Here is a 21,951-nt window from a genome sequence, read left to right on the forward strand (position 1 = left end):
TGTTGAGTTCTCAAGGAACGGACGCTTCCTTCGTACTCACCCTCGCGGGTTTTCCTCCGGGCGCTTCCCTTCGGTGTTCCCAAACTCTATCAGTGTTTTCCCGACCTCCTGACCACAGTCCTGCAGGCATGCAGAAGCTGATCTGGAGATAAGATCCGATGAGTTGGGCCGCCGAGAGACAGGACGCGTGTGATCGCATCGCTCAGCCTCAGGCAGGTCCTCGACTCTACATGGGGCTGCGGAGCGGGTGCAAATCACTGCGAGATGTGGTCTAGACCTCTAATCGGTCCTCTCGCACGAAACCGGTACTACCTATGACATACCCTGCATCACAGTGCGCCGTCCGAGACAGGCAGTGACGGGCTCCTATAGATATCCGCCCCTGGGAGGCTTCCCATGACCACCGTGACGTCCCCGCTAGCAGGACGTGCCATCGGACTGGAGTCCGTGCCCGATCCTGTCTTCTCCGGGGCCATGGTCGGCCCGGGTACAGCGATCGACCCTGTACGGGAACCCTCCGCAGCCGTCTCCCCCGTGGACGGTGTCATCGTCTCTCTCCATCCGCATGCGTTCGTCGTCGTCGACGAGAGCGGGCACGGTGTGCTGACGCATCTCGGTATCGACACCGTGCAGCTCAACGGCGAGGGCTTCGAGCTGCTCGTCAACAAGGGCGACACCGTGACCCGTGGTCAGGACATCGTGCGCTGGGACCCTGCCGCCGTCGAGGCCGCCGGCAAGTCCCCGGTGTGCCCGGTCGTGGCCCTGGAAGCCACCGCGGACGCTCTCTCCGATCTGCGTGACGACGGCGAGGTGAAGGCCGGCGACAGTCTCTTCCTCTGGAAGTGACGTCAGTGCCGTCCCATTGACGGCAAGCAGGGCGACCAATCCGGCGGCGTGAGCCGCCGCACTATCGGAGACGGGTGAGATGGAGACAACGCTGCGAGGCGTCGGCGTGAGCCACGGTGTGGCGATCGGCGAGGTTCGGCACATGGGAACGGCCGTCCTCGAACCGCCGACCAGGCAGATCCAGGCGGAAGAGGCGGAGCGTGAACAGGGGCGCGCCCGCAAGGCCGTGGAGGCCGTGGCAGCCGATCTGATGGCGCGCGGCAATCTGGCGGGCGGGGAAGCCCAGGCGGTCCTCGAGGCGCAGGCCATGATGGCCCAGGACCCTGAGCTGATGGCGGACGTGGAACGTCGTATCGCCGCGGGAAGCACCGCTGAACGTGCGGTGTACGACGCGTTCGCCGCGTACCGCGAGCTGCTGGCCGCCGCCGGTGAGTATCTGGCGGGCCGGGTGGCCGATCTGGACGACGTTCGGAATCGGATCGTCGCGCGGCTGCTCGGGGTGCCGATGCCGGGTGTCCCGGACAGTGACGAGCCGTACGTCCTGGTGGCTCGGGATCTGGCGCCGGCGGACACGGCGCTGCTGGACCCCACCCTGGTGCTCGGCTTTGTGACTGAGGAAGGGGGGCCCACCAGCCACAGCGCGATCCTGGCGCGGGCGCTCGGTGTGCCGGCCGTGGTGGCCCTGCCGGGTGCGGGTGAGCTCGCCGAGGGGACGATGATCGCGGTGGACGGCAGCACCGGTGAGATCTTCGTGAACCCGAGCGAGGAGAAGAAGGGACAGCTCGAGGCTGCGGCAGCCGCGCGCAGGGCGTCGCTGAGCGCGTCGACCGGGCCCGGCGCGACCGCGGACGGTCACACGGTGCCGCTGCTGGCGAACATCGGCGGTCCGGCGGATGTGGCGGCCGCGGTCGAGGCGGGCGCGGAGGGCGTCGGTCTCTTCCGCACCGAGTTCCTCTTCCTTGACGACAGCAAGAACGCTCCCTCCGAGGAGAAGCAGGTCGCGGCCTACCGTCAGGTGCTCGAGGCTTTCCCCGAGGGCCGTGTGGTGGTGCGCGTACTGGACGCGGGCGCGGACAAGCCGCTGGACTTCCTCACCCCGGCCGATGAGCCGAACCCGGCGCTGGGTGTGCGTGGTCTGCGGTCGCTGCTCGACCACCCGGAGGTGCTGCGTACCCAGCTGTCGGCGCTGGCCAAGGCCGCGGAGGGGTTGTCCGTCCAGCTCGAGGTGATGGCCCCGATGGTGGCGGACCGTACCGACGCCAAGGCTTTCGCCGACGCGTGCCGTGAGGCGGGCCTGCGTGCGAAGTTCGGCGCGATGGTCGAGATTCCGTCGGCCGCGTTGCGTGCGCGCTCGATCCTGCAGGAGGTCGAGTTCCTTTCGCTGGGGACGAATGACCTCGCGCAGTACACGTTCGCCGCGGACCGCCAGGTGGGTGCGGTGTCCCGGCTGCAGGATCCGTGGCAGCCCGCGCTGCTCGACCTGGTGGCGCTGTCCGCCGAGGCGGCGAAGGCCGAGGGCAAGAGCTGCGGTGTCTGCGGTGAGGCCGCTTCCGACCCGCTGCTCGCTTCGGTGCTGACCGGTCTGGGTGTCACCTCCCTCTCCATGGGCACGGCGTCCATTCCTTATGTACGGGCAGCGCTGGCGAAGTTCACGCTGGCGCAGTGCGAGCGGGCCGCGGCAGCGGCTCGCGCGACCGACAGCGCCGAGGAGGCCCGTAGGGCCGCTCAGGCGGTGTTGTCGGGCGAGTAGCCAGCCCGCGGGCAGGCAGCCCGACAGACCGCTCTTCGTGAGGGGCGCTCCAGGTTCTGGGGCGCCCCTTTCCCTTCCCTTACCTCTCTTCTCCCCTTTTCTCCCCTTTTCCCTTTTGTGTTTCCCGTTCGTGTTCAGTGGTGGTGGGTCGGGCTCGGGCCCTCGTCCGCGAGGTCGGGCGGCTCGCAGTAGTCGACATTGGACTCGGGCGCGATGAGGTCTCCGGATTCCGCGTCGGTGCAGTAGGCGTCGAAGACCTCTCCCGCGGTGAGGGGTTCGAGACCGTGGGCACGCAGCCGCCAGCCGTGGACGCGGTCGGCGGTGCCTGGTGCGGTGGTCCGCATGACGAGTCCGCCCGGACTGTCGGTGGCGAGGCCGACTGCCAGCACCGTGGTGAATTCGAGGAGCTCGGCGTCGTCCAGCTCCATGTGTCCGTCGTTGTCGTCGGCGTGCAGGACGGCGACCAGGGTCTCGGGCGGTCCGGAGACACTGCAGACGAGGTGCCGGTTGCCGGGGCCCGTGGTGTCGAGGATGCGGACGATCAGCTGGGAGGCGCGGGCGAAAGCCTCGCGGCCCAGGTCCTCCCCGCACGAGGCGCAGGCGCCGAGGCGGGCGAGGAGTGTGGTCGCGTACTCCCAGGTCGCCCGGCGGACCGCCTCGTCGACGAGGGCGGGCAGAAGGTCGGCCAACGGCTGCCCCTCGTAGAGGACGGTGGGGCCTGTGGCCGCGAGTTCGGCGGTGAAGCGGGTGCGGCTGGTGCGGCGGTCGGGGTCGAGGCCCGTGTGCGCGCAGAATGCCGCGTACTCCTCGGGGTCGAAGAGGGCCAGTGTGGTGTGGTTGCCCTGCAGGGCACGTGTCCTGAGGACGGCCTCCATGTGTGCGAGGTACGTGGCGTGGTCGTCGAAGGCGAAGCTTCGGTAGTCCCGCATGGCGCGGAAGTCGTGCTCGTCCGTCAGCACCCCGATGGTGCCCGCGATTTCGCGGCGCAGGGTACGTCGGAGGGTTCGGTGGTCGGTGTACGTCATGTCTCCCCCTGTACAGTCGATCAATGCTCACTCACGGTAACCGGGAGCACTGACAACGGCGTACGGCGGTGACGGCGGGTGAGCGGTACCGCGTCCCGCTCACCCGCCGTCCGGGGAGGTCAGGTGCGGCGGCGGGCCAGGCCCTCGTAGAACGTGAGCAGGTCCAGGTTGTCGACGGACCCCGGATTGACCGCCTTCTCCAGCGGCGTGCCCTGGAGGAGGCGTTTGACCGGGACCTCGATGCGTTTGCCGGTCAGGGTGTGTGGCACCCCGGGCGCCTCGATGATCTCGTCCGGGACGTGGCGAGGCGACAGTTGCTCACGGATGGTCCGCCGGATGAGCTCCTTCATGTCCTCGTCGAGCACGGCGCCCGGTGCCAGGTGCACGAACAGGGGCATCCAGTAGCCGCCGTCGGGCTGTTCGACGCCGATGACGAGGGACTCCTTGATCTGGGGAAGGCGTTCGACGGCCTCGTAGATGTCCGCCGACCCCATGCGGACGCCCTGGCGGTTGAGCGTGGAGTCGGAGCGGCCGTGGATGACCACGGAACCGCGCGAGGTGAGGGTGATCCAGTCGCCGTGCCGCCAGACCCCGGGATAGGTGTCGAAGTAGCTGTCGTGGTAGCGGCTGCCGTCGGGGTCGTTCCAGAAGTGGATCGGCATGGACGGCATCGGATTGGTGACCACGAGCTCGCCGACCTCGTCGGTCAGGGGTTTGCCGCTCGGGTCCCAGGACTGCAGGTCGGTGCCCAGACCGGGTGCCTGCAGCTCGCCGATGTGCACGGGGAGGGTGGGTACGGCCCCCGCGAAGCAGGAGCAGACGTCCGTACCGCCGCTGACGGAGGCGATCCACAGGTCGGCCCCGCTCTCGGCGAACTCGTCGTGCAGCCAGCGGAAACCGTCGGGGGGCAGGGGGGAGCCGGTGGTGGCGACGCACTGCACCGCGGAGAGGTCGAAGTCGCGGGCGGGGTGCACGTCGGCCTTGCGGCAGGCCATGACGTACGCGGCGGAGGTGCCGTAGAGGGTGGCGCCGGTGCGTTCGGCGATCCGCCACTGGGCGCCCGTGTCCGGGTAGCCGGGACTGCCGTCGTACAGGACGATCGTCGTTCCGGTGAGGAGGCCGGAGACGAGGAAGTTCCACATCATCCAGCCGGTCGACGTGTACCAGAAGAAACGGTCCTCCGGCCCCAGGTCGCAGTGCAGTCCGAGCTGCTTGAGGTGTTCGACCAGGATGCCGCCCTGGGACTGGACGATCGCCTTCGGCAGTCCGGTGGTGCCGGACGAGTAGAGCACCCACAACGGATGCTCGAAAGGCACCTGCTCGAAGACCGGTTCGGTGTCCGCGGAGGTCAGGGCCGACCACTCCAGCGCTCCGTCGGGGGCGTCGGTCCCGAGCAGGGGGATGTGCACGACCGCACGCAGGGTGGGCAGTTCGCGGCGCAGTTCGGCGACGACGTCGCGGCGGTCGTGCTCCTTTCCGCCGTAGCGGTAGCCGTCGACGGTGAACAGGACGACCGGTTCGACCTGCTGGAAGCGGTCGAGCACGCTGCGGGCGCCGAAATCGGGCGCGCAGGAGGTCCACACGCCGCCCACCGCCGCGGTGGCCAGGAAGGCGACGACGGCTTGCGGGATGTTGGGGAGGTAGCCGCTGACGCGGTCTCCGGGACGTACGCCCAGGGCGCGCAGCTCGGCGGCGAGGGAGCCGACCCGGCGGCGCAGCTCGGCCCAGGTGACGGGCCTGGGGTCATGGGTCTCGTCGACGCACAGGAGCGCCGGCTCGTCCGCGCGGGCCGCCGCCGCGCGGAGGGCGTGTTCGGCGTAGTTGAGGGCGGCACCGGGGAACCACTGGGCGCCGGGCATCGAACGGTCGCCCAGCACGCGCGCGTAGGGGGTCGAGAAGCGCACGTCGAACCACTCCGTGACGGCCTTCCAGAAGGTTTCCGGCTCGTCCACGGACCAGCGGTGCAGTGCCGCGTAACCGCCCTCGGCGGGGGCGCCGTGCCGCTCGGCGGCCCATGCCTGGAACGCGGTGATCCTGGCCCGGGCGATGCGCTGCGGATCAGGCTGCCAGAGCGGCTGGGGGTTCTGGGTCGACATGGGTGGCTCCCGGACTGTGCGCGTCGTGTGCGTTTTGCGCGCACGGGCTGGGGTGTGCGCGTGACGCGGCTGACAGGAACGATGCCATGTGATCGTCTTCCGAACCAGGGTGTGCCGCCGCAGTCCGTGTCGTGAAGATGTGACCCGATCATGGGTGAACGGCAGTTGAACGACACGCGTGTGAGGTGCACGCAATGGCAGGGTGAGCACCATGGACGGTCGTGGCCTGGTGCGTTCGGTGAGATCGGTCGGCTCGGTGGGCGCGGCACGGGGTTTGCGTACCGTACGGGCAGCGTGGCGCAGGCGACGGGCCGACGCCACCGGGCTGCCACCCCGGGGGGCGGAGCTCGCACGGACACCCGGACGGATGCGGGAGGTGGAGCCCGGTCCCGGGGGCGGTGTCGTCCGGTTCAGCCGCTCCGAGCTGCGGATCCTCGTCGCTGTGAACGGCGCCGTCTTCTGGGGCTGGGACGGGGCGGCTCCCGAGCCGTCGTACGCGCTGGCCGGCCGCTGTCCCGATCCGGATCCGCGGGCGGTGCTGGAGCCGGACACGGACGGCGGCTGGCGTGTGGTCGCCGAGCGGGTGACGGTCGCCGTCTCACGGCTCGGCTCGGTGGAGGTGCTCACCCCGGGAGGCGTGGTTCTGCGGCGTGATCTGCCGCCGCGCTGGTGGGAGCCTGCGGGAGGTGGCACCGCGCGCTGGATGCAGCGGTCGGAGGTGCGGGCCGACGCCCGGTTCTTCGGGCTCGGGGGGCGTGCTTTCGGGCCAGGGCTGCGGGACGGCATCCACCGGCTGTGGAACACGGGCCCCGGTCACGCTTTCAGGTCCGGTGACGATCCGCTCCCCATCACGATGCCGGTGCAGCTGGTGGTGGCCGACGCGGGCACACATCTCGCGTTCCACGACAGTTCGTGGGACGGCACGGTGACACTGCGGGAGGGCTCGGAGGGCGCGGGCTCCGGGCACGACCGGGCCGGGACGAGCACGCTGCGGATGGACGGGGGACCCCTGCGCTGCTGGGTGATGGTGGGCACTCCCGCGCGGGTGCTGCTCGCCTGGGGATCGCTGACCGGTGCGCCCGCGCTGCCGCCCGCGTGGGCCCTCGGCCATCATCACGCGCGGTGGGGTCGGGGTGGCGAGCAGGAGGTGCGGCGGACCGTCGCCTGCTACCGGGAGCACGGGCTGCCGCTCGACGCCGTCCATCTGGGCGTCGACCACCACGACGCACACCGGGTGTTCACCGTCGACCGGGAGCGGTTCCCGAAGCTGCCGGCGCTCGCCGACGAGCTGCGGCGGGACGGGATCCGGCTGGTGTCGGTCGTCGGTCCCGCGGTCGCTGCCGAGGACGGCGATGCCGTGCACGACTCGGGGGCGGCGCAGAAGGCGTTCGTGCGGGACGCCTCGGGCGAGGTCGTTCAGGGTGTCTCCTGGCCCGGGGACGTGGTGTTCCCGGACTTCACGCACGCGCGCGTGCGCCAGTGGTGGGGCGGTCTGTACACGGAGCGGCTGGAGCAGGGTTTCGCGGGTTTCTGGCACGACCTGAACGAGCCGACGTCGTTCACCGCGTTCGGGGAGGCCACGCTCCCCCGCTCGGCACGGCACGCCCTGGACGGACGGGGCGGCGATCACCGCGAGGCGCACAACGTGTACGCGCTGTGCATGGCCAGGGCGGCCTACGAGGGGCTGCGGACTCTGGTGCCGCAGGAGCGGCCGTTCGTGTTCTCACGCTCGGGGTGGGCCGGTATGCAGCGCTACGGAGGGACGTGGTCGGGGGAGGTGGCCACGGGCTGGTCCGGCCTGCGGGCCTCCCTGGCCCTGGTGATGGGGCTCGGGTTGTGCGGTGTCCCGTATTCGGGGCCGGATGTCGGCGGGTGCGACGGGGACGCGTCCGCGGAGCTGTATCTGCGGTGGCTCCAGCTGGGTGCCCATCTGCCGCTGTTCCGCACGCACGCGGGGGCGGGGAGCAAGGAGCCGTGGGAGTTCGGTGCCGAGGTGGTGCGGCACGCGCGCGCGGCCCTCGTCGGGCGTCGTCGGCTGCAGCCGTACGTCGTGACACTGGCGCATCTGGCCCGGCGCACCGGGGCTCCCTGTGTGCGGCCGCTGTGGTGGTCGGCGCCGGAGGAGCGCGCGTTGCGCGACTGCGAGGACGCCTTCCTGCTGGGTGACTGCCTGCTGGTGGCACCGGTGCTGGCCCCGGGGGTGGAACGGCGCACGGTGCGGCTGCCCGGCGGGCGTTGGTACGAGTCGGCTACCGGACGGGCGTACGACGGGCCCGCCCAGGTGCTGGTCGACGCGCCCCTGGACCGCATTCCGGTGTTCGCCCGCGCGGGCTCCGTGATTCCCGTGCGCGGGGAGGGCGGTGGGCTGGAACTGGAGGTGTGGGCACCCGTGCGGGGGCGGACCGGGGGCGGGACGGTCGTCGCGGACGTCGGCGACGGCTGGGAGGAGCCGGAGATCGAGCGGTACGGCGTCCGCTGGGCGGGAGCCCGGATCGTCGTCGCGCGGGAGGGGAAGGACGGCGCCGGCGAGTTGCCCTACCCGGTGCGGGTACGCGGGCTCGGGTCGCGCTGAGCCGTGCCGGGGCGGGCCGGGAGTCAGATGTACCGGCCCTCGAACCAGGCGCGCGCGGCCCGCGTGTGCAGCGGGAAGGCGAGTTCCTCCGCGCGGCGCAGCAGGTGCCGGCCTTCCGTCTCGTCCGTGGGGGCGGAGGGTGGCAGGCCTTCCGCGGGGCGTTCCGGGAGGAGACCGAACAGCAGGAGGTGTCCGTCGGGCGAGCTCATGGCGTCCGCGAGTCGCACGTCCCGACTCACCGCCTCGATGCCGGTCTCCTCCCGGAGTTCGCGTACGACGGCCTGGCGCCAGTCCTCCCGGTCGTCGATGTACCCACCGGGCAGGGCCGTGCCTCCGCGCGCGGGGGCGATGGACCGGGTGATGACGACCAGGGCGGTGCCCTTCGCGTCGTACACGGGCTGGAGGGCGACCGCCACCGGCAGCGGGTTGCGGTAGGCGACGGCACCGCATGCCGGGCAGTCCCGGGGCCAGCCGGAGACACCCGCGCCGAAGGGCGTGCCGCAGCTCGAACAGTGGGAGTCCGGCACGGGGTCGAGGGCCGGGCCGGGGGTTCGGTTTCTGGACACGCGCGGACTGTAGCCGATCACGGCGGGGGTGTCTTCGGGGGGCCGCTCACCAGGCGGCTTCGGGGAGCACTCAGCGGTGACCGGTGAGCGACCCGCGGGACACCGGGAAGTCGAAGTAGGTGTCCGGATGAGCCTCCGGCTTGAAGGTGTAGTGCCACCACTCCTCGGCCAGGTTCACGAAGCCGAGGCTCTCCAGGGTGCCTTTGAGGAGCAGCCTGTTGGCCCGTTGTTCGCCCTGTATGCGAGGGTCGAGGGTGTGGCTGAGCGTGTCGAAGCAGTCGTAGCCGGTGCCCATGTCGACCGAGTTGTCGGGGAACCGCTGGTCCTTGGCCGCGAAGCAGGGGGTGAGGGGCTGTCCCGGGTGGTACGGCCGGGTCGGCTCGGCGGGGAGCCGTACGACGGTGAGGTCCACGGTCGAGCCTCGGCTGTGGCCGGACTTCTCCGCGATGTAGCCGTCGGCGAACAGCCGGTTCTTGTCGACGTTCGGGTAGAACTCTCCCTTCATCGCCTGATCGTCGAGGTCCTTGGCCCAGCGCACGAAGTGGTCCACGGCGCGTTGTGGCCGGTAGCAGTCGTACACCTTGAGGGAGTAGCCCTGTCGCAGCAGCTTGCGCTGGGCCTCGTGGAGGGCCCGGGCCGCGGGGCGGGTGAGGATGCACAGGGGCTGCCGGTAACCGTCGATGCGCTCGCCCACGAAGTTGTGCGGGGTGAAGTAGCGCATCTCCTGGATGATCGTCGGGTCCACGCTGTTCAGCGCCACGAAGTCCTTGGGCGCCTTGGGTTCCGGCTTCTCCGGAGCGGATGCGGCGGGGGCGGATACGGCGGTCGTGGCCGTCAGGGCGGCGAGCGCGGTGATCAGGGCGCGTACCGCGGCGGAGAGTCGTGTCATGTCTCCTGCATCTATCAGGAGTGGGGTCCGTCGGGAAGCCCCCTGCCTTGCTCCGGTCACCCGTGACGCACCACTGGCGGCCGGTCGCGCTGCTGCCCGCCACGGCGTCGGCGGGGCAGGTGCGGGCCCTGTCCGGGACCCGGGTGGAGGAGGCCCGGGACTCGATCCGCTGACCCGGCTGCCGAGTTCGGGCACGATCACCGACTAGGTGGACCGGCGCATCGTGGGCGGCGGGGTCTTCGCGCTCAGCCGGCTGGACGTCGGCCACTTCGAGCAGGTGAACGACGGCGCCGGCTCAGCGGCGGGTGTGACGCGTCCGGGCGCGCTTCAGACGGTGACGGTCCGGCGGCGCTGGGCCGCCTGTGCCATGGCGTGCTGGACGACACCGATGAGCACCTCCTTGACCGACTCGCGGTCCCGGGCATCGCCCATCACGAGCGGTACGTGCACGTCGAGGTCGAGGGCCCGGCGGACGTCCTCGACCGGGTGACGCGGGGCTCCCTCGAAGCAGTTGACGCCGACGAGGAACGGTATGGAGCGTCGCTCGAAGTAGTCGACGGCCGCGAAGCAGTCCTCCAGCCGCCGGGTGTCGGCGAGCACCACGGCCCCGAGGGCGCCCTCGGCGAGCTCGTCCCACATGAACCAGAACCGCTCCTGGCCGGGAGTCCCGAAGAGGTACAGCACCAGATCCTCGCGGAGCGTGATGCGGCCGAAGTCCATGGCCACGGTGGTGGTGTTCTTCGCCTCCACGCCGCTGAGGTCGTCGACCGGGCGTCCGGCCTCGGTGAGCAGTTCCTCGGTGCGCAGCGGCCTGATCTCGCTGACCGCTCCGACGAGCGTGGTCTTGCCCACGCCGAAGCCACCGGCCACCAGGATCTTGAGCGTGACGGGCTCGACCGGGGGCTTGCCGCGCTCAGAACGCCCGAAGATCATCGTTCTTCTCTCCTGCTCGGTGGGGATCGGGCGGTGGACCGTATCCTCCACCGCCGGGGGTTTCGATGACGAGTACGTCGCCGGCGCGGACGTCCGCCGAGTCGCTTCCGCCGAGTTCGGTGACGCTGCCGTCCGCATGGTCGACCCGGTTGGCACCGGGTGCGCCGGGCGCGCCGCCCGCCATGCCGTACGGGGGGACCCTGCGGTGCTGGGAGAGTGTGGAGACGGTCATGGGTTCCAGGAACCGGATGCGGCGGACCGCTCCGTCCCCGCCGCGCCACCGTCCCGCGCCGCCGCTGCCTGCGCGCACGGCGAACTCCTCGAGGCGGACGGGCAGCCGCCACTCCAGGACCTCGGGGTCGGTGAGCCGCGAGTTGGTCATGTGGGTCTGCACGACGGGCGCTCCGGGGAAGCCCTCTCCCGCACCCGAGCCGGAGGCGACGGTCTCGTAGTACTGGTGGCGGGCGTTGCCGAAGGTGACGTTGTTCATGGTGCCGGAGCCCTCGGCCTGGATGCCGAGCGCCGCGTAGAGGGCGCCGGTGATGCTCTGGGAGGTCTCCACGTTGCCCGCGACGACGGCTGCCGGGTGCCGGGGCGCCAGCATGGAGCCGGGCGGCACGATGATGCGCAGCGGGCGCAGGCAGCCGTCGTTGAGCGGGATGTCGTCGGCGACCAGGGTCCGGAAGACGTACAGGACGGCCGCGTTGACGACGGAGAAGGGGGCGTTGAAGTTGGTGGGGAGCTGTGCCGTGGTGCCGGTGAAGTCGATGGTCGCGGAGCGGTTCTCGCGGTCGACGCGCACGCGCACGCGGATGGCGGCGCCCGAGTCGGTTTCGTAGGTGTACTCGCCGTCGTCGAGGGCGTCGATGACGCGCCGTACCGCGTCCTCGGCGTTGTCCTGGACGTGCCGCATGTACGCCTGGACCACGTCGAGGCCGAAGTTCTCGATCATGCGGCCGACCTCGTCGACGCCCTTCTGGTTGGCGGCGATCTGCGCGCGCAGGTCGGCGAGGTTGGTCTGCGGGTTGCGGGAGGGGTACCGCGCTTCGGTCAGGAGGCCGAGTGTCTCCTGCTCGCGGAACCGGCCGTTCTGGGCGAGGAGCCAGTTGTCGAAGAGGACGCCCTCCTCGTCGATGGTGCGGCTGTCGGCGGGCATGGAGCCCGGGGCGATGCCACCGATCTCGGCGTGATGGCCGCGTGAGGCGACGTAGAAGAGGACCCTCCGGTCACCCTCCGTGGTGTCACCGTCCACGGTTCCGGGGGACGCGGTGCCGGAGGACGCGGTGCCGAAGACCGGGGTGATCACGGTGACGTCGGGGAGATGGGTGCCGCCGTGGTACGGGTCGTTCACGGCGTAGGTGTCGCCCGGGCGCATGGTGGCACCGCGCCGCCGGATGACCTCCTTGACGCCGGTGCCCATGGAGCCCAGGTGGACGGGGATGTGGGGGGCGTTGGCCACCAGGTTTCCGTCCGGGTCGAAGAGGGCGCAGGAGAAGTCCAGGCGCTCCTTGATGTTGACGGACTGGGCGGTGGACTCGAGGCGGGCGCCCATCTGTTCGGCGATGGACATGAAGAGGTTGTTGAAGACCTCGAGCAGAACCGGGTCGGCTTCCGTGTCGAGGTCGGAACTCTGCGTAACCGCGACGCGTTCCATGACCAGATGCCCCTCGTCGGTCGGCGAGGCCCGCCAGCCTTCGTCGACGACGGTCGTGGAGCCGGCCTCGGTGACGATCGCCGGGCCGGAGACGGTCTCGCCGGGGGGAAGGTCCTCCCGGTGGTGGAGGGGGACGTCGCGCCAGGTGCCGCCGGTGTGGAGGCGGACGGGTCGCGCAGCGGCGGGGCGGCCCCGGTAGGGGGCGAGGGTGGAGAGATCGGGTGGGTCGGTGATGCCGATGGCTTCGACGGAGAGGGATTCGACGACGATCGGGCGGTCGAGCGTGAAGGAGTACGTGGCGCGATGACGTTCTTCGAAGGCACGGCGCATGGTGTCGGCCTCGGTCAGTTCGACGGTGAGGACGGTGTCGGTGCCGTCGTAGCGGAGTTGGGCGCGACGGGTGACCTCGATCCGGTCCTCGGGGACGTCCTCGGCGAGGAGTTCGGCACGGGCCGCCGCTTCGAGGTCGTCCGCGGACCGGTGGACGCCGGGCATCGCAGCGGGCTCCAGGGGTGCTTCGGTGGAGCGCTCGCGCATGGCCGTGGTGTCGGCGAGGCCGATGCCGAGTGCGGAGAGGACCCCGGCCGCGGGTGGCACGAGGACGGTGCGGATACCGAGGGAGTCGGCGACCATGCACGCGTGCTGCCCGCCCGCACCGCCGAAGGTGGTGAGGGCGTAGCGGGTGATGTCGTGGCCCTTCTGGACGGAGATCCGCTTCACCGCGGCGGCGATGTTGGCGACGGCGATCCGCAGATAGCCCTCGGCGACCTGTTCCGGGGTGCGGTCGTCGCCGGTCCGTTCGCGGATCTCGCGCGCGAGGGCGGTGAAGCGGTCGCGGACGAGCCCGGTGTCGAGGGGCTGGTCGCCGTTCGGGCCGAAGACCGCCGGGAAGTGGTCGGGCTGGATGCGGCCGAGCATGACGTTGGCGTCGGTGACGGCGAGCGGGCCGCCGGCCCGGTAGCAGGCGGGGCCGGGGTCGGCGCCCGCCGAGTCGGGCCCCACGCGGTAGCGGGAGCCGTCGAAGTGGAGGACCGAGCCGCCGCCGGCGGCGACCGTGTGGATGTCCAGCATGGGCGCGCGCAGCCGTACGCCGGAGATCCGGGTGGTGAAGACGCGTTCGTACTCCCCCGCGAAGTGCGAGACGTCGGTGGAGGTGCCGCCCATGTCGAAGCCGATGACCCGCTCGTGGCCGGCGAGCTGCGACATGCGGGCCATCCCGACGATGCCGCCGGCCGGACCGGACAGGATGGCGTCCTTGCCGCGGAACTGCGCCGCTTCGGCGAGGCCGCCGTTGGACTGCATGAACATCAGCCGTACCCCGTCGAGCTCGTCGGCCACGTGTTGCACGTAGCGGTGCAGCACGGGCGAGAGGTAGGCGTCGACGACGGCCGTGTCCCCGCGCGGGACGAGTCTCATCAGAGGGCTGACCTCACTGGACAGCGAGATCTGCGGGAAGCCGATGCGGGCGGCGAGTTCACCGACCGCCTGCTCGTGAGCGGGGTGGCGGTGGCTGTGCATGCAGACCACGGCGACGGCCCGGATGCCGTCGGCGTGGGCCTGGCGCAGCGGCCCGCTCAGGGAGTCCAGGTCCGGGGCCCGCAGGACGGTGCCGTCGGCGGCGATGCGTTCGTCCACCTCGACGACCCGTTCGTACAGCAGCTCGGGCAGTTCGATGCGGCGGGCGAAGATGGCGGGGCGGTTCTGGTAGGCGATGCGCAGGGCGTCCCGGAAGCCGCGGGTGATGACCAGGAGGGTTCGTTCGCCCGTGCGCTCGAGGAGGGCGTTGGTGGCGACCGTGGTGCCCATGCGTACGGATTCGACGGGTTCACCGGAGCCGGCCAGCAGTTCGCGGATGCCCGCGACCGCCGCGTCGGCGGCGGTCGTCGCCCCTGCGGGGCGACGCCGGGAGGGCGCGAGGGCCGGGTTGTCCGAGAGGAGTTTACGGGTGAGCAGTCGCCCGTCCGGGCGGCGCGCGACGATGTCGGTGAAGGTACCGCCCCGGTCCACCCAGAACTGCCAGCCTGCCATGTCAGTACCCCGCTTCCGCGCCGCTCACAGCGCTCGGAGGCCGTTGATCACGTCGCGCAGGATACTCTCGTCCGGCAGTTCGGCGGGGGGAACCGGCCGGTTCACATGGACCGATTCGAGGTCGACTAGATCTCCGACGAGGACTCGTACCACTCCGGTCGGCAGGTCGAGTTCCGCGGCGAGTTCGGCGACGGTCTGCGGCGTGTCACGGCACAGCTCGACGATGTCCACGTGTTCCGGGGAGAGGGTGGGGTCCGCCTCCGGATCGCCCGCGTCGGGTTCGGTGACGACCACCGCGATCAGGTCGAGGCGGTGCTGGGCCGCACTGGAGGTGCGGCCCCGCGTCATGGCGTACGGACGGACGACCGGTCCGGCCTCGTCGTCGAACCAGTGGCTTCTTCCCTCGCCGTCAGCACTCATGTCATCCCACTACCCGCCCGGGGGCAGATCGGTGCGTGGTTCGGCGTCCAGATGCGGACCGACCCGCTTCACGAGAAGGGTCATCTCGTAGGCGACCTGCCCGACGTCCGAGTCGGCGTCGGCGAGGACGGCGAGGCAACTGCCGTCTCCGGCGGCCGTGACGAACAGGAAGGCCTCGTCGAGTTCGACGATGGTCTGGCGGACACCGCCTGCCTCGAAGTGGCGGCCCACCCCCTTGGCGAGGCTGTGGAACCCGGAAGCGACGGCGGCGAGGTGCTCGCTGTCCTCGCGGGTCAGTTCCCCCGACGCCCCCGTGGCGAGTCCGTCGCCGGAGAGCACGACGGCCTTCCGTATGCTCGCGACGCGGTCCACCAGGTCGTCGAGGAGCCAGTTCAGCTCCCCCTTGCCGCCTTCGGCGTGGCCGTTCGTGTTCGGTGCGGTCATCGACCGTCCCCCTCAGTCGTTCTTGTTCGTTCCTCGTGCTGTTGTCCCGCCGGGGCCGTCGCCGGCCTCGGCGTTCTCGTCGCGGCCGCGCTGCCAGCCGCGCTGGAGCGAGGCCATGCGGCTGCGCACTTCCTCCGCGTCCCGTTCGACGGGCTGGGATCTTTCCTCGTTCCGTGGTCGCGTGCTTTGTTTGAGCTGTGGGGCGAGGCTGGCCTGCCGTACACGTCGGGGCAGCGATCCGGGGTCGGGCCGGTCGTCCGCGTGCTGCGGGCCGTCCGCGTGCTGCGGGGTGCTGCCGGGGCGGGACTCCGTGCTCCGCCGACGGGCGGGCAGGGGCGGCGGTGCGGGCTCCTGCCCCGGGCGGGCGGAGGGGGTGCCGGTGTCGTGGTCCGTCCGCTCCCGGCGGACGTGCTCGTCGCCGACCGGGCGGCCGTGGGAACTGACCAGCTTGGGGACTCTCCTGCGGGGCAGCGGGGCGGGGCTGTTCAGCTGCCCGTCCGTGTCCCTGTCCCCGCCTCTGTCTCTGTCTCTGTCCGGTCCGTCGCGGTTCTCAGGAGTCCGCTGATGCGGCTCACGCCGTGGTCCCGGCCGCTCGTCCTTGGTGCGGGCCGGGAAGCGCCGGGGGCGGAACAGGCCGCCGTGTTCGTCGTCCTCGTCCCTCGGGGCCCCCGGACAGTCGTCGAGGACGTCCAGGTCGACGGGGCCCTCGAGTTCGACCGGCCCGTCCAGCAGCGAAGCGGGCAGTCCGGGCAGTCGTACGGGGGCCTGGGACAGCGCGCGACGGCGGTTTCCCTCCGGTTCCTTCTCCTTGGCGCGCCGGGGCCGGTCGAGGCGGAAGCCGACTCCGTTGGTGTCCGGGACGTCGTCCGTCAGGAGTGCGTCCGGGATGAAGACGACCGCGGTGGTGCCGCCGTAGGGGGAGGGTTGCAGGGAGACCCGGACGTTCTGCCGCTGCGCGAGGCGGCTGACCACGAACAGTCCGAGCCGGTCGGTGTCGGAGAGTTCGAACTCCGGGGTCTCGGCGAGTCTCAGGTTGACGTCCAGCAGCGCTTCGGCCGCCATGCCGAGACCGCGGTCGTGGATCTCCAGGGTGAAGCCGTTGGCGACGCGCTCGCCCAGGACCTGGACGGCGGTGTGCGGTGGGGAGAACACCGTGGCGTTCTCCAGGAGTTCGGCCACGAGATGGGTGAGGTCGGCGACAGCGGGGCCGGTGACGGCGACCCGCGGCAGCCTGCGGACCTCGATGCGCTCGTAGTCCTCGACCTCGGCGACGGCGGCGCGCACGACGTCCATGAGCTGGACGGGTTTGCGCCACTGCCGGGAGGGCGCGGCCCCGGAGAGGATGACCAGACCCTCGGCGTGCCGGCGCATGCGGGTGGTCAGGTGGTCCAGACGGAACAGGTCGGCGAGTTCCTCGGTGTCCTCGGTCCGGCGCTCCATGCTGTCCAGCAGGGTGAGCTGCTTGTGCAGCAGGACCTGGCTGCGGCGGGCGAGGTTGACGAACACCTCCGAGACCCCGGAGCGCAGTTCGGCCTGTTTGACGGCCGCCTCCACGGCCGCGCGTTGCAGGGTGTTGAGGGCCTGGCCGACCTCGCCCATCTCGTTCCTGTCGTACTCCAGGCGGGGGACCTCGGTCTCGACGTCGACCTGTTCGCCCGCCGAGAGACGGCGCATCACACTGGGCAGTCGCACGCCGGACGCCTCATGGGCCTCGAGACGCAACTGCCTCAGGTCAAGGATGAGGTCGCGGCCGATGCGCACGGACAGGACGAGGGAGACGAGGAGGGCGACCAGTCCGAGGACGCCGGCGACGACGGCCCGGGTGATGACGCCCATGGCGACCGGGTGGACGCGGTCCTGATAGCGGTCGGTGGCCTGGTCGTTGAGGGCACCGAGTTCTTCGAGCACATGGCCGGCGGCGGTGTCCCAGCTCTTCGCGGTGACTCCGTGGGGCGGTCCGGTGCCGGAGGAGACGGCCGCCTCCTCGGCGACACGCAGCGGAGCGGACGCCGCGTTCTTCCAAAAACTCTCGTAGCGGTCCCGGTCCGCAGCCGACAGCTGCGGCAGAGCGATGTCGTACAGCAGCGTGCGCTGGGCCACGAGGTCGGAGACGTCGCGTACCTCTGCGCGGGACAGCCTGCCGACGACGAGGGCCGAGCCGAGCAGGGCGTCCTCGCGGGCGAGGAGTTCACGGGCGCGGCTGAGGTTGAGCAGGGCGCGGCCCTGCTGGTCCACCTCCACGTTGTCGATGCCGTCGAGGGAGGTCAGGAGGGCGTAGCAGGAGTCCACGAGAAGGTTGTACTGGTCGAGGGCCTCGACGCGGTTCATCGTGCCCTGCTCGACGCTGCCGCGCAGGGAGTCGATGCCGTCGAACGCGTCCAGGACGGCGGTGAGCCGGTCCTCGCCGCCCGTGCTCAGTCTGTCGCGGACGTCGGGGTCGTCCGCGTTCTCGCGGACCTCGGCGATGGCGCCGTCGGTGGCCGTGCGAGTGGTGCGGAGCGCAGAGAGCGTGTCCGAAGCCCGCGGATCGGCGAGATGGACGAGGGTCTGACGGCGTTCCTGCTGGAGGACGCGGACGGTTTCCTCGATCGGGTAGCCGATGTCCTCGACCGCGGCGGAGACCCGGAACAGCTGAGTGACCGACCGTCCCGTGAACACCGTGGCGAAGCCCCAGATCGCCGTCAGGGACACCAGCGGCACGAGAAGCAGCGCCACGATCTTCCGGCGGACGGACTTCCCGCGAAAGCGCATGGCCTCCCCCAGCTCGCCCCCGGGCGGTCGAGGGCACACATGTGCGTCAACAAACGGCGCGAGCCTACTACCGAGCCGCGGCCAACTCGAAGAGTTCTCCGGAATCCGAACTTCCGTACCGACGGCGGGACATGGCGAGTTGTCCGCGCATTACGGGAGATTGCATCCCGGGTCGAGGGAGAGGCCGGGCACCGATCTGCGGATCCCGACGGGTACAGTTGGCCGATTTCTTTCCTTGTCCGGGAATCTTTGCGACGTTCCGTTCGTCCATCTCTGTGGGAGATGGGGGCGGAATCGGCCGCAGGAGCCGTGCCTCACATCTGGGCGGCGTAAACCAGCGCAAGCCGGGCAGTCGTTGGGGAGCCGGGTCTTCGGACGCGAGCGGGCGGACTGCCGGCGGTGGGGAGTGACACGTTGATGGGCACGGCGGAGCGGTACGAGGCGCCTGAAGAGGCCGCGGTGGCGCAGATGACGACGCGGCCGGACACCGAGGTGCCGAACCACGGCGCCCCCGCGGCGGAGCCCGGAACCGCGGCGGTCGGCACCGGCCCGGGGGGACCGGCCCGCGCGCCCGGTGGGGGCGTCCGCTCAGAGACAGACGCGCGCCGGCGGCCGTACTACCGGCCGCTGTGGGTCGAGGAGCCCGCACGGCGGCGCCGCCTGCCGGATCCGGTGCGTACGGCGGCCGTACGGGCCGTGCTCATCGTCGCGATGACACTGATTCAGGCCATGGTGGCCCTTCTGTGCACGCTGGCCGGGTCCTGGCTGGCCTTCCCCATGGTCATCAGCAGCGTCGTCAGCACGATCCTGGCGACCTGGGGAGTCCTCGACGTGTGGGTGACGCTGCAGGTCTGGAACCAGCGCAACGGTGTGGTGTCCTCGCCCAGCAGCACCGCGCGGGCCCTGCGGCGCGAGCGGCGCCGCGCCCGTCGTAAGGAGAGGTCCGCCCAGCGTGCGCAGGCACGAATACGCCGCCGGGGCGGGGCCGGTCAGCTGTCCCACTCCTGACCCGGACGCTTCGCTCAGGCGGCCTGGTCAACCGCTCGCCGGGGCGGGCCGTTTGAACATCCGGGTCGCCGTGATCTCGCTGTGCACGGCTTCCCCGTCCGTGGCCTCCCGGGGCAGGCCCGGCCGCAAGTGCTCCTCGACGCTGATGTACTTCAGGCCCGCCCTCAGGTCGGCGTCGTTGCGCAGGCGGATGACCAGCGGGAACTCCGCGAGCGCCGTGGTGTCGAACAGGCCGGTGGTGTAGAGGAGCTGCACACCGAGCGCGTCGGCGACGGCCCGCTGGAGCTCCAGCAGGTAGGTGGCGTTGGCGCGGCCGATGGGGTTGTCGAGGAACAGGGTGCCGGCGTGCCGGTGCCGCTCCCGGCCCCGGTCGTTGGAGCGCAGCGCGGCCATCGTGCAGTACAGGGCGATGGCCGCGGTGAGCAGCTGCCCTCCGGAGAACACATCGCCCATCTGCCCGACGGGGACCCGCTCGGCGCGCAGTACGGCGTCCGGCTTGAGGATCTCGACGGCGACGCCCTTGGGCCGGAGGGCGGCCGCGACTCCGCGCAGCAGCAGGGACATGCCGTCGCGCCGCAGATCGGAGTTCTTGCGCACGGCCACGCGGGTCGCCTCGTCGATGACCTCACCGAGCCGTTCGGTGAGGGTCGCCTGGTCGGGTTCCTCGAAGCGGACGCGCAGGAATTCCTGCCCGGACCACTCGCCGAGCCCTTCGGGCAGCCGGGACAGCCGCTGTGCGGAGCGCAGGGTGGCGAGGGCCGACTCGACGAGTCCTCTGAGCCGGTCCACGATCGAATCGCGGTTGCGTTCCAGTTGCTCGAGCTCGTCGGTGAGGACCCTGAGCCGGGGCGCGAAGGCGTCCGCCCACTTGTGGGCGTGTTCGGGCAGTGCGGAGGCGGGCAGTTCGCGGATCTGCTGCCGCGCGGGGGTGCGGACCTGCTCGTAGCGGGTGGAGTTGGCGTGCCGGACGAGGATGTCGCTCGCCTCGCGCACCGCGGACTCGGTGGCGGACAGATCGGCGGCGCAGCCCCGCAGTGACCGGCGGGCTTCCGCGGCGGAGCTGCGGGCCTCCGCCAAGCTGCCCGGGTAGGGCTCGGGCCGCTCCGGTTCCTCCTCGGACACGTGATCACGCAGCAGGTCGCGGAGCATGGCGGCGATCTCGTCGAACCCCCCGGCGGCGTCCTCCGCGGCGCGGTGCGCATCGAGGAGTTCTCCGTGGGCCTGCCTGGTCCGGTCCAGTTCCTCCGTCCGGGAGGCCAGTTCGGCCGTGGCGGTCCGTAGCAGCGCCTGTGCGTGTTCGGCGTCGCGGGGCACCAAATCCTCGGGGAGCCCGGTGTGTTCCTCGCCGTCCTCGGGCGCGAGCCGCTCCGCCTCGCCGCGCAGCCGTCCGAGTTGCTCGCTCGCGCTCGACATGCGGGTCTCCAGGAGCTGAACCAGCTCCTCGGCGCGGGCCGCGGCGGCCTGCCGACTGGGACCGTCCGAACCGTCGGGCGACTGGAGCAACTGCTCCGCGCGGGTGCGGACCTTGTTGCTCAGCCGGTCCAGCTCCGCGCGTGCCGCGCTCTCGTCGCTCTCGGCGCGGGCCTGCTCGGCACGCAGGTCGGCGCCGACGCCGACCTTCTCGTAGACCTGGGACGCGGCCCGGTACGCCTCGCGCAGGGCGGGCAGGGAGATCTGCGGCGCCTCGGTGCCGTCCTCCGGTACGTCGTCGGGGGCGCCGGCGATCTCGGAGCGCTCGGCGCGCAGCGCCCGCGTGGTGCGTCGGGCGTCGTCGGCGGCCCGCTGCGCGCCGCGCCGGTCCTCGTCGGCAGCCCGTGCGCGCTCCAGGCAGGCCTGGGCGCCGGCCTCCGCCTCGGCGGCGTCGTCGGCCAACTCCCGCAGTTTGGCCTGCCAGCCACCCCGCTCGCGCAGCCGGGAGGCGAGTCCCGCAAGGGCGTCTGCGGCGCGCCGGGCCTTCTGCGCGGTCTCCTGACGCTCGTCACGCACCCGGGCGGCCTCGGCGGCGGCCTCCTCGGCTTCCGCCCGTGCGGCGCGTGCCTCGGCGAGTTCCGCCTCGCACTCCGCCGCGAAGGCGCGGGCATCGTGCGCCGCACGGGCCAGTTCGGCGAGCCGGCCGGGCGGGCAGCCGGTACGCCAGGAGGTGAGCCGCGCGGTCAGCTCCCGGTCCTTGGCGAGCCGCGCCGCCAGCGCACGGATCTCTTCGTCCCGCGCGGCCGCCCGGACGCGCAGCGCCTGCCGCTCCTCGTCGGCGGCGTGTTCGTCGTGCATGGCCGGGTTCGGCGGTACGAGGAAGACGTCCCCGGTGTCCGCGTCCGGCGCCGGGGCCGGCGCGAGCAGGGCGGCGGCCGTGCCGACGGCGACCGTGGACCGGGGCAGCAGGGCGGCGTCGCTCAGGGCCGCGCGGGCGCGGCTGTGGGAGCCCGGGTCGGTGATGATGACTCCGTCGACCAGCTCGGGGCGGGCGGCCAGCACGCGTGCGTGGTCCGCTGGATCGACGGCCTGGGCGAGATAGCGCCAGCCGGGCAGGGCGGGGATGCCGTGCTCACCGAGGTACTCGACCGTGGCCAGCACGTCCGGGCCGGGCGGCAGCAGTCCGCCGTCTCCGAGGGCGCCGAGGATGCGGGCGTCGTCGGCGGCGGCGGTGCGCAGTTCGAACAACTGGCGTTCGGCGGAGGAGACCGCGTCGTCGAGCAGTTCGCGCAGGTCGTCGGCGAAGCGGTCCAGCTCCGTGGCGGTGAGGGCGCCTTCGGCGGGGCGGTCGTCCGGTTCGGCATCCGTGTCGGGGCGGGGCCACGGGACCGAGGGGCGGGCGTCGGTGGCGGTCAGGCCCAGCAGCTCGGCCGGCCGTTCCTCGGCGGCCAGGGCCTGCGCGGTGCGGAGTTCGCTCTCGTGGGCGCGGTCGGCCGCCGTGGCCGCGTCCGCCGCGCGGGCGGCGGCGACCGCCGCGCGCGCCTGGGTGGCGGCGGCCT

At 71.6% G+C, this 21,951-nt stretch carries 13 protein-coding genes and 2 pseudogenes; 5 read left to right on the forward strand and 10 right to left on the reverse strand.

What is annotated here, in order from left to right:
• Positions 1-396: 396 nt before the first annotated feature.
• Together JL475_RS33990 and ptsP are read left to right on the forward strand one after the other, a co-directional pair.
• Positions 397-846: a PTS glucose transporter subunit IIA gene (locus tag JL475_RS33990; protein WP_202282068.1), complete on the forward strand. Its 450-nt coding sequence runs from the start codon at positions 397-399 to the stop codon at positions 844-846.
• Positions 847-925: 79 nt separating this feature from the next.
• Positions 926-2,596, forward strand: a complete 1,671-nt coding sequence (gene ptsP / locus JL475_RS33995; protein WP_202282069.1) for a phosphoenolpyruvate--protein phosphotransferase — start codon at positions 926-928, stop codon at positions 2,594-2,596.
• A 134-nt stretch (positions 2,597-2,730) separates the two neighbouring features.
• On the opposite strand, the gene JL475_RS34000 is transcribed toward ptsP, so the two are convergent.
• Positions 2,731-3,621 carry a hypothetical protein gene (locus JL475_RS34000; protein WP_202282070.1) on the reverse strand — a complete coding sequence of 297 codons (891 nt, stop codon included), beginning with the start codon at positions 3,619-3,621 and terminating at the stop codon, positions 2,731-2,733.
• Positions 3,622-3,740: 119 nt separating this feature from the next.
• Positions 3,741-5,717 (reverse strand): acetoacetate--CoA ligase, encoded by a 1,977-nt coding sequence (locus JL475_RS34005; protein ID WP_202282071.1) that lies wholly within the window; start codon positions 5,715-5,717, stop codon positions 3,741-3,743.
• Positions 5,718-5,928: 211 nt separating this feature from the next.
• Between JL475_RS34005 and JL475_RS34010 the strand changes: the two genes are divergently transcribed.
• Positions 5,929-8,289, forward strand: coding sequence for a glycoside hydrolase family 31 protein (locus JL475_RS34010; protein WP_202282072.1), 2,361 nt, complete (start codon positions 5,929-5,931; stop codon positions 8,287-8,289).
• Positions 8,290-8,312: 23 nt separating this feature from the next.
• On the opposite strand, the gene JL475_RS34015 is transcribed toward JL475_RS34010, so the two are convergent.
• Entirely contained in the window at positions 8,313-8,855 is a 543-nt protein-coding gene (locus JL475_RS34015) for an NUDIX domain-containing protein (RefSeq protein WP_202282073.1), read from the reverse strand.
• 70 nt (positions 8,856-8,925) lie between these two features.
• The gene (locus JL475_RS34020; RefSeq protein WP_202282074.1) at positions 8,926-9,744 is read right to left on the reverse strand and encodes a M15 family metallopeptidase; all 819 of its coding nucleotides are present in this window, start codon (positions 9,742-9,744) and stop codon (positions 8,926-8,928) included.
• Positions 9,745-9,863: 119 nt separating this feature from the next.
• On the opposite strand from JL475_RS34020, the pseudogene JL475_RS34025 reads away from it, so the two are divergent.
• A pseudogene (locus JL475_RS34025) lies at positions 9,864-10,051 on the forward strand (diguanylate cyclase); the annotation flags it as partial.
• A gap of 20 nt (positions 10,052-10,071) precedes the next feature.
• Here the strand turns inward: JL475_RS34025 and JL475_RS34030 are convergent.
• From JL475_RS34030 to JL475_RS34050, 5 genes are read right to left on the reverse strand one after another with little or no spacing between them, the layout of a single operon-like run.
• Positions 10,072-10,677, reverse strand: coding sequence for an ATP/GTP-binding protein (locus tag JL475_RS34030; protein WP_202282075.1), 606 nt, complete (start codon positions 10,675-10,677; stop codon positions 10,072-10,074).
• A complete protein-coding gene (locus JL475_RS34035) occupies positions 10,658-14,359 on the reverse strand; it encodes a hydantoinase B/oxoprolinase family protein (RefSeq protein ID WP_202282076.1) in 3,702 nt (1,233 codons plus the stop codon). Before JL475_RS34035 ends, JL475_RS34030 begins: the two co-directional genes overlap by 20 nt.
• A gap of 24 nt (positions 14,360-14,383) precedes the next feature.
• Positions 14,384-14,779, reverse strand: coding sequence for a DUF742 domain-containing protein (locus JL475_RS34040; RefSeq protein ID WP_202282077.1), 396 nt, complete (start codon positions 14,777-14,779; stop codon positions 14,384-14,386).
• Positions 14,780-14,788: 9 nt separating this feature from the next.
• A complete protein-coding gene (locus JL475_RS34045) occupies positions 14,789-15,223 on the reverse strand; it encodes a roadblock/LC7 domain-containing protein (protein ID WP_202282078.1) in 435 nt (144 codons plus the stop codon).
• A gap of 12 nt (positions 15,224-15,235) precedes the next feature.
• A complete protein-coding gene (locus JL475_RS34050) occupies positions 15,236-17,974 on the reverse strand; it encodes a nitrate- and nitrite sensing domain-containing protein (RefSeq protein WP_202282079.1) in 2,739 nt (912 codons plus the stop codon).
• Positions 17,975-18,391: 417 nt separating this feature from the next.
• On the opposite strand from JL475_RS34050, the gene JL475_RS34055 reads away from it, so the two are divergent.
• Positions 18,392-18,982, forward strand: coding sequence for a hypothetical protein (locus JL475_RS34055; RefSeq protein WP_202282080.1), 591 nt, complete (start codon positions 18,392-18,394; stop codon positions 18,980-18,982).
• A gap of 27 nt (positions 18,983-19,009) precedes the next feature.
• On the opposite strand, the pseudogene JL475_RS34060 reads toward JL475_RS34055, so the two are convergent.
• Positions 19,010-21,951 (reverse strand): annotated as a pseudogene (locus JL475_RS34060) (hypothetical protein); the annotation flags it as partial.

Origin of the sequence: Streptomyces sp. M2CJ-2 (assembly GCF_016757295.1) — a bacterium.
Classification (GTDB): Bacteria; Actinomycetota; Actinomycetes; order Streptomycetales; family Streptomycetaceae; genus Streptomyces.

Bases quoted from the DNA above. Each gene is read 5' to 3' on its own strand.
- JL475_RS34000 (WP_202282070.1), bottom strand. From the start codon at position 3,621: ATGACGTACACCGACCACCGAACCCTCCGACGTACCCTGCGCCGCGAA.
- JL475_RS34005 (WP_202282071.1), bottom strand. From the start codon at position 5,717: ATGTCGACCCAGAACCCCCAGCCGCTCTGGCAGCCTGATCCGCAGCGC.
- JL475_RS34035 (WP_202282076.1), bottom strand. From the start codon at position 14,359: ATGGCAGGCTGGCAGTTCTGGGTGGACCGGGGCGGTACCTTCACCGAC.
- JL475_RS34020 (WP_202282074.1), bottom strand. From the start codon at position 9,744: ATGACACGACTCTCCGCCGCGGTACGCGCCCTGATCACCGCGCTCGCC.
- JL475_RS33990 (WP_202282068.1), top strand. From the start codon at position 397: ATGACCACCGTGACGTCCCCGCTAGCAGGACGTGCCATCGGACTGGAG.
- JL475_RS34030 (WP_202282075.1), bottom strand. From the start codon at position 10,677: ATGATCTTCGGGCGTTCTGAGCGCGGCAAGCCCCCGGTCGAGCCCGTC.
- JL475_RS34040 (WP_202282077.1), bottom strand. From the start codon at position 14,779: ATGAGTGCTGACGGCGAGGGAAGAAGCCACTGGTTCGACGACGAGGCC.
- JL475_RS34010 (WP_202282072.1), top strand. From the start codon at position 5,929: ATGGACGGTCGTGGCCTGGTGCGTTCGGTGAGATCGGTCGGCTCGGTG.
- ptsP (WP_202282069.1), top strand. From the start codon at position 926: ATGGAGACAACGCTGCGAGGCGTCGGCGTGAGCCACGGTGTGGCGATC.
- JL475_RS34055 (WP_202282080.1), top strand. From the start codon at position 18,392: ATGGGCACGGCGGAGCGGTACGAGGCGCCTGAAGAGGCCGCGGTGGCG.
- JL475_RS34050 (WP_202282079.1), bottom strand. From the start codon at position 17,974: ATGCGCTTTCGCGGGAAGTCCGTCCGCCGGAAGATCGTGGCGCTGCTT.
- JL475_RS34045 (WP_202282078.1), bottom strand. From the start codon at position 15,223: ATGACCGCACCGAACACGAACGGCCACGCCGAAGGCGGCAAGGGGGAG.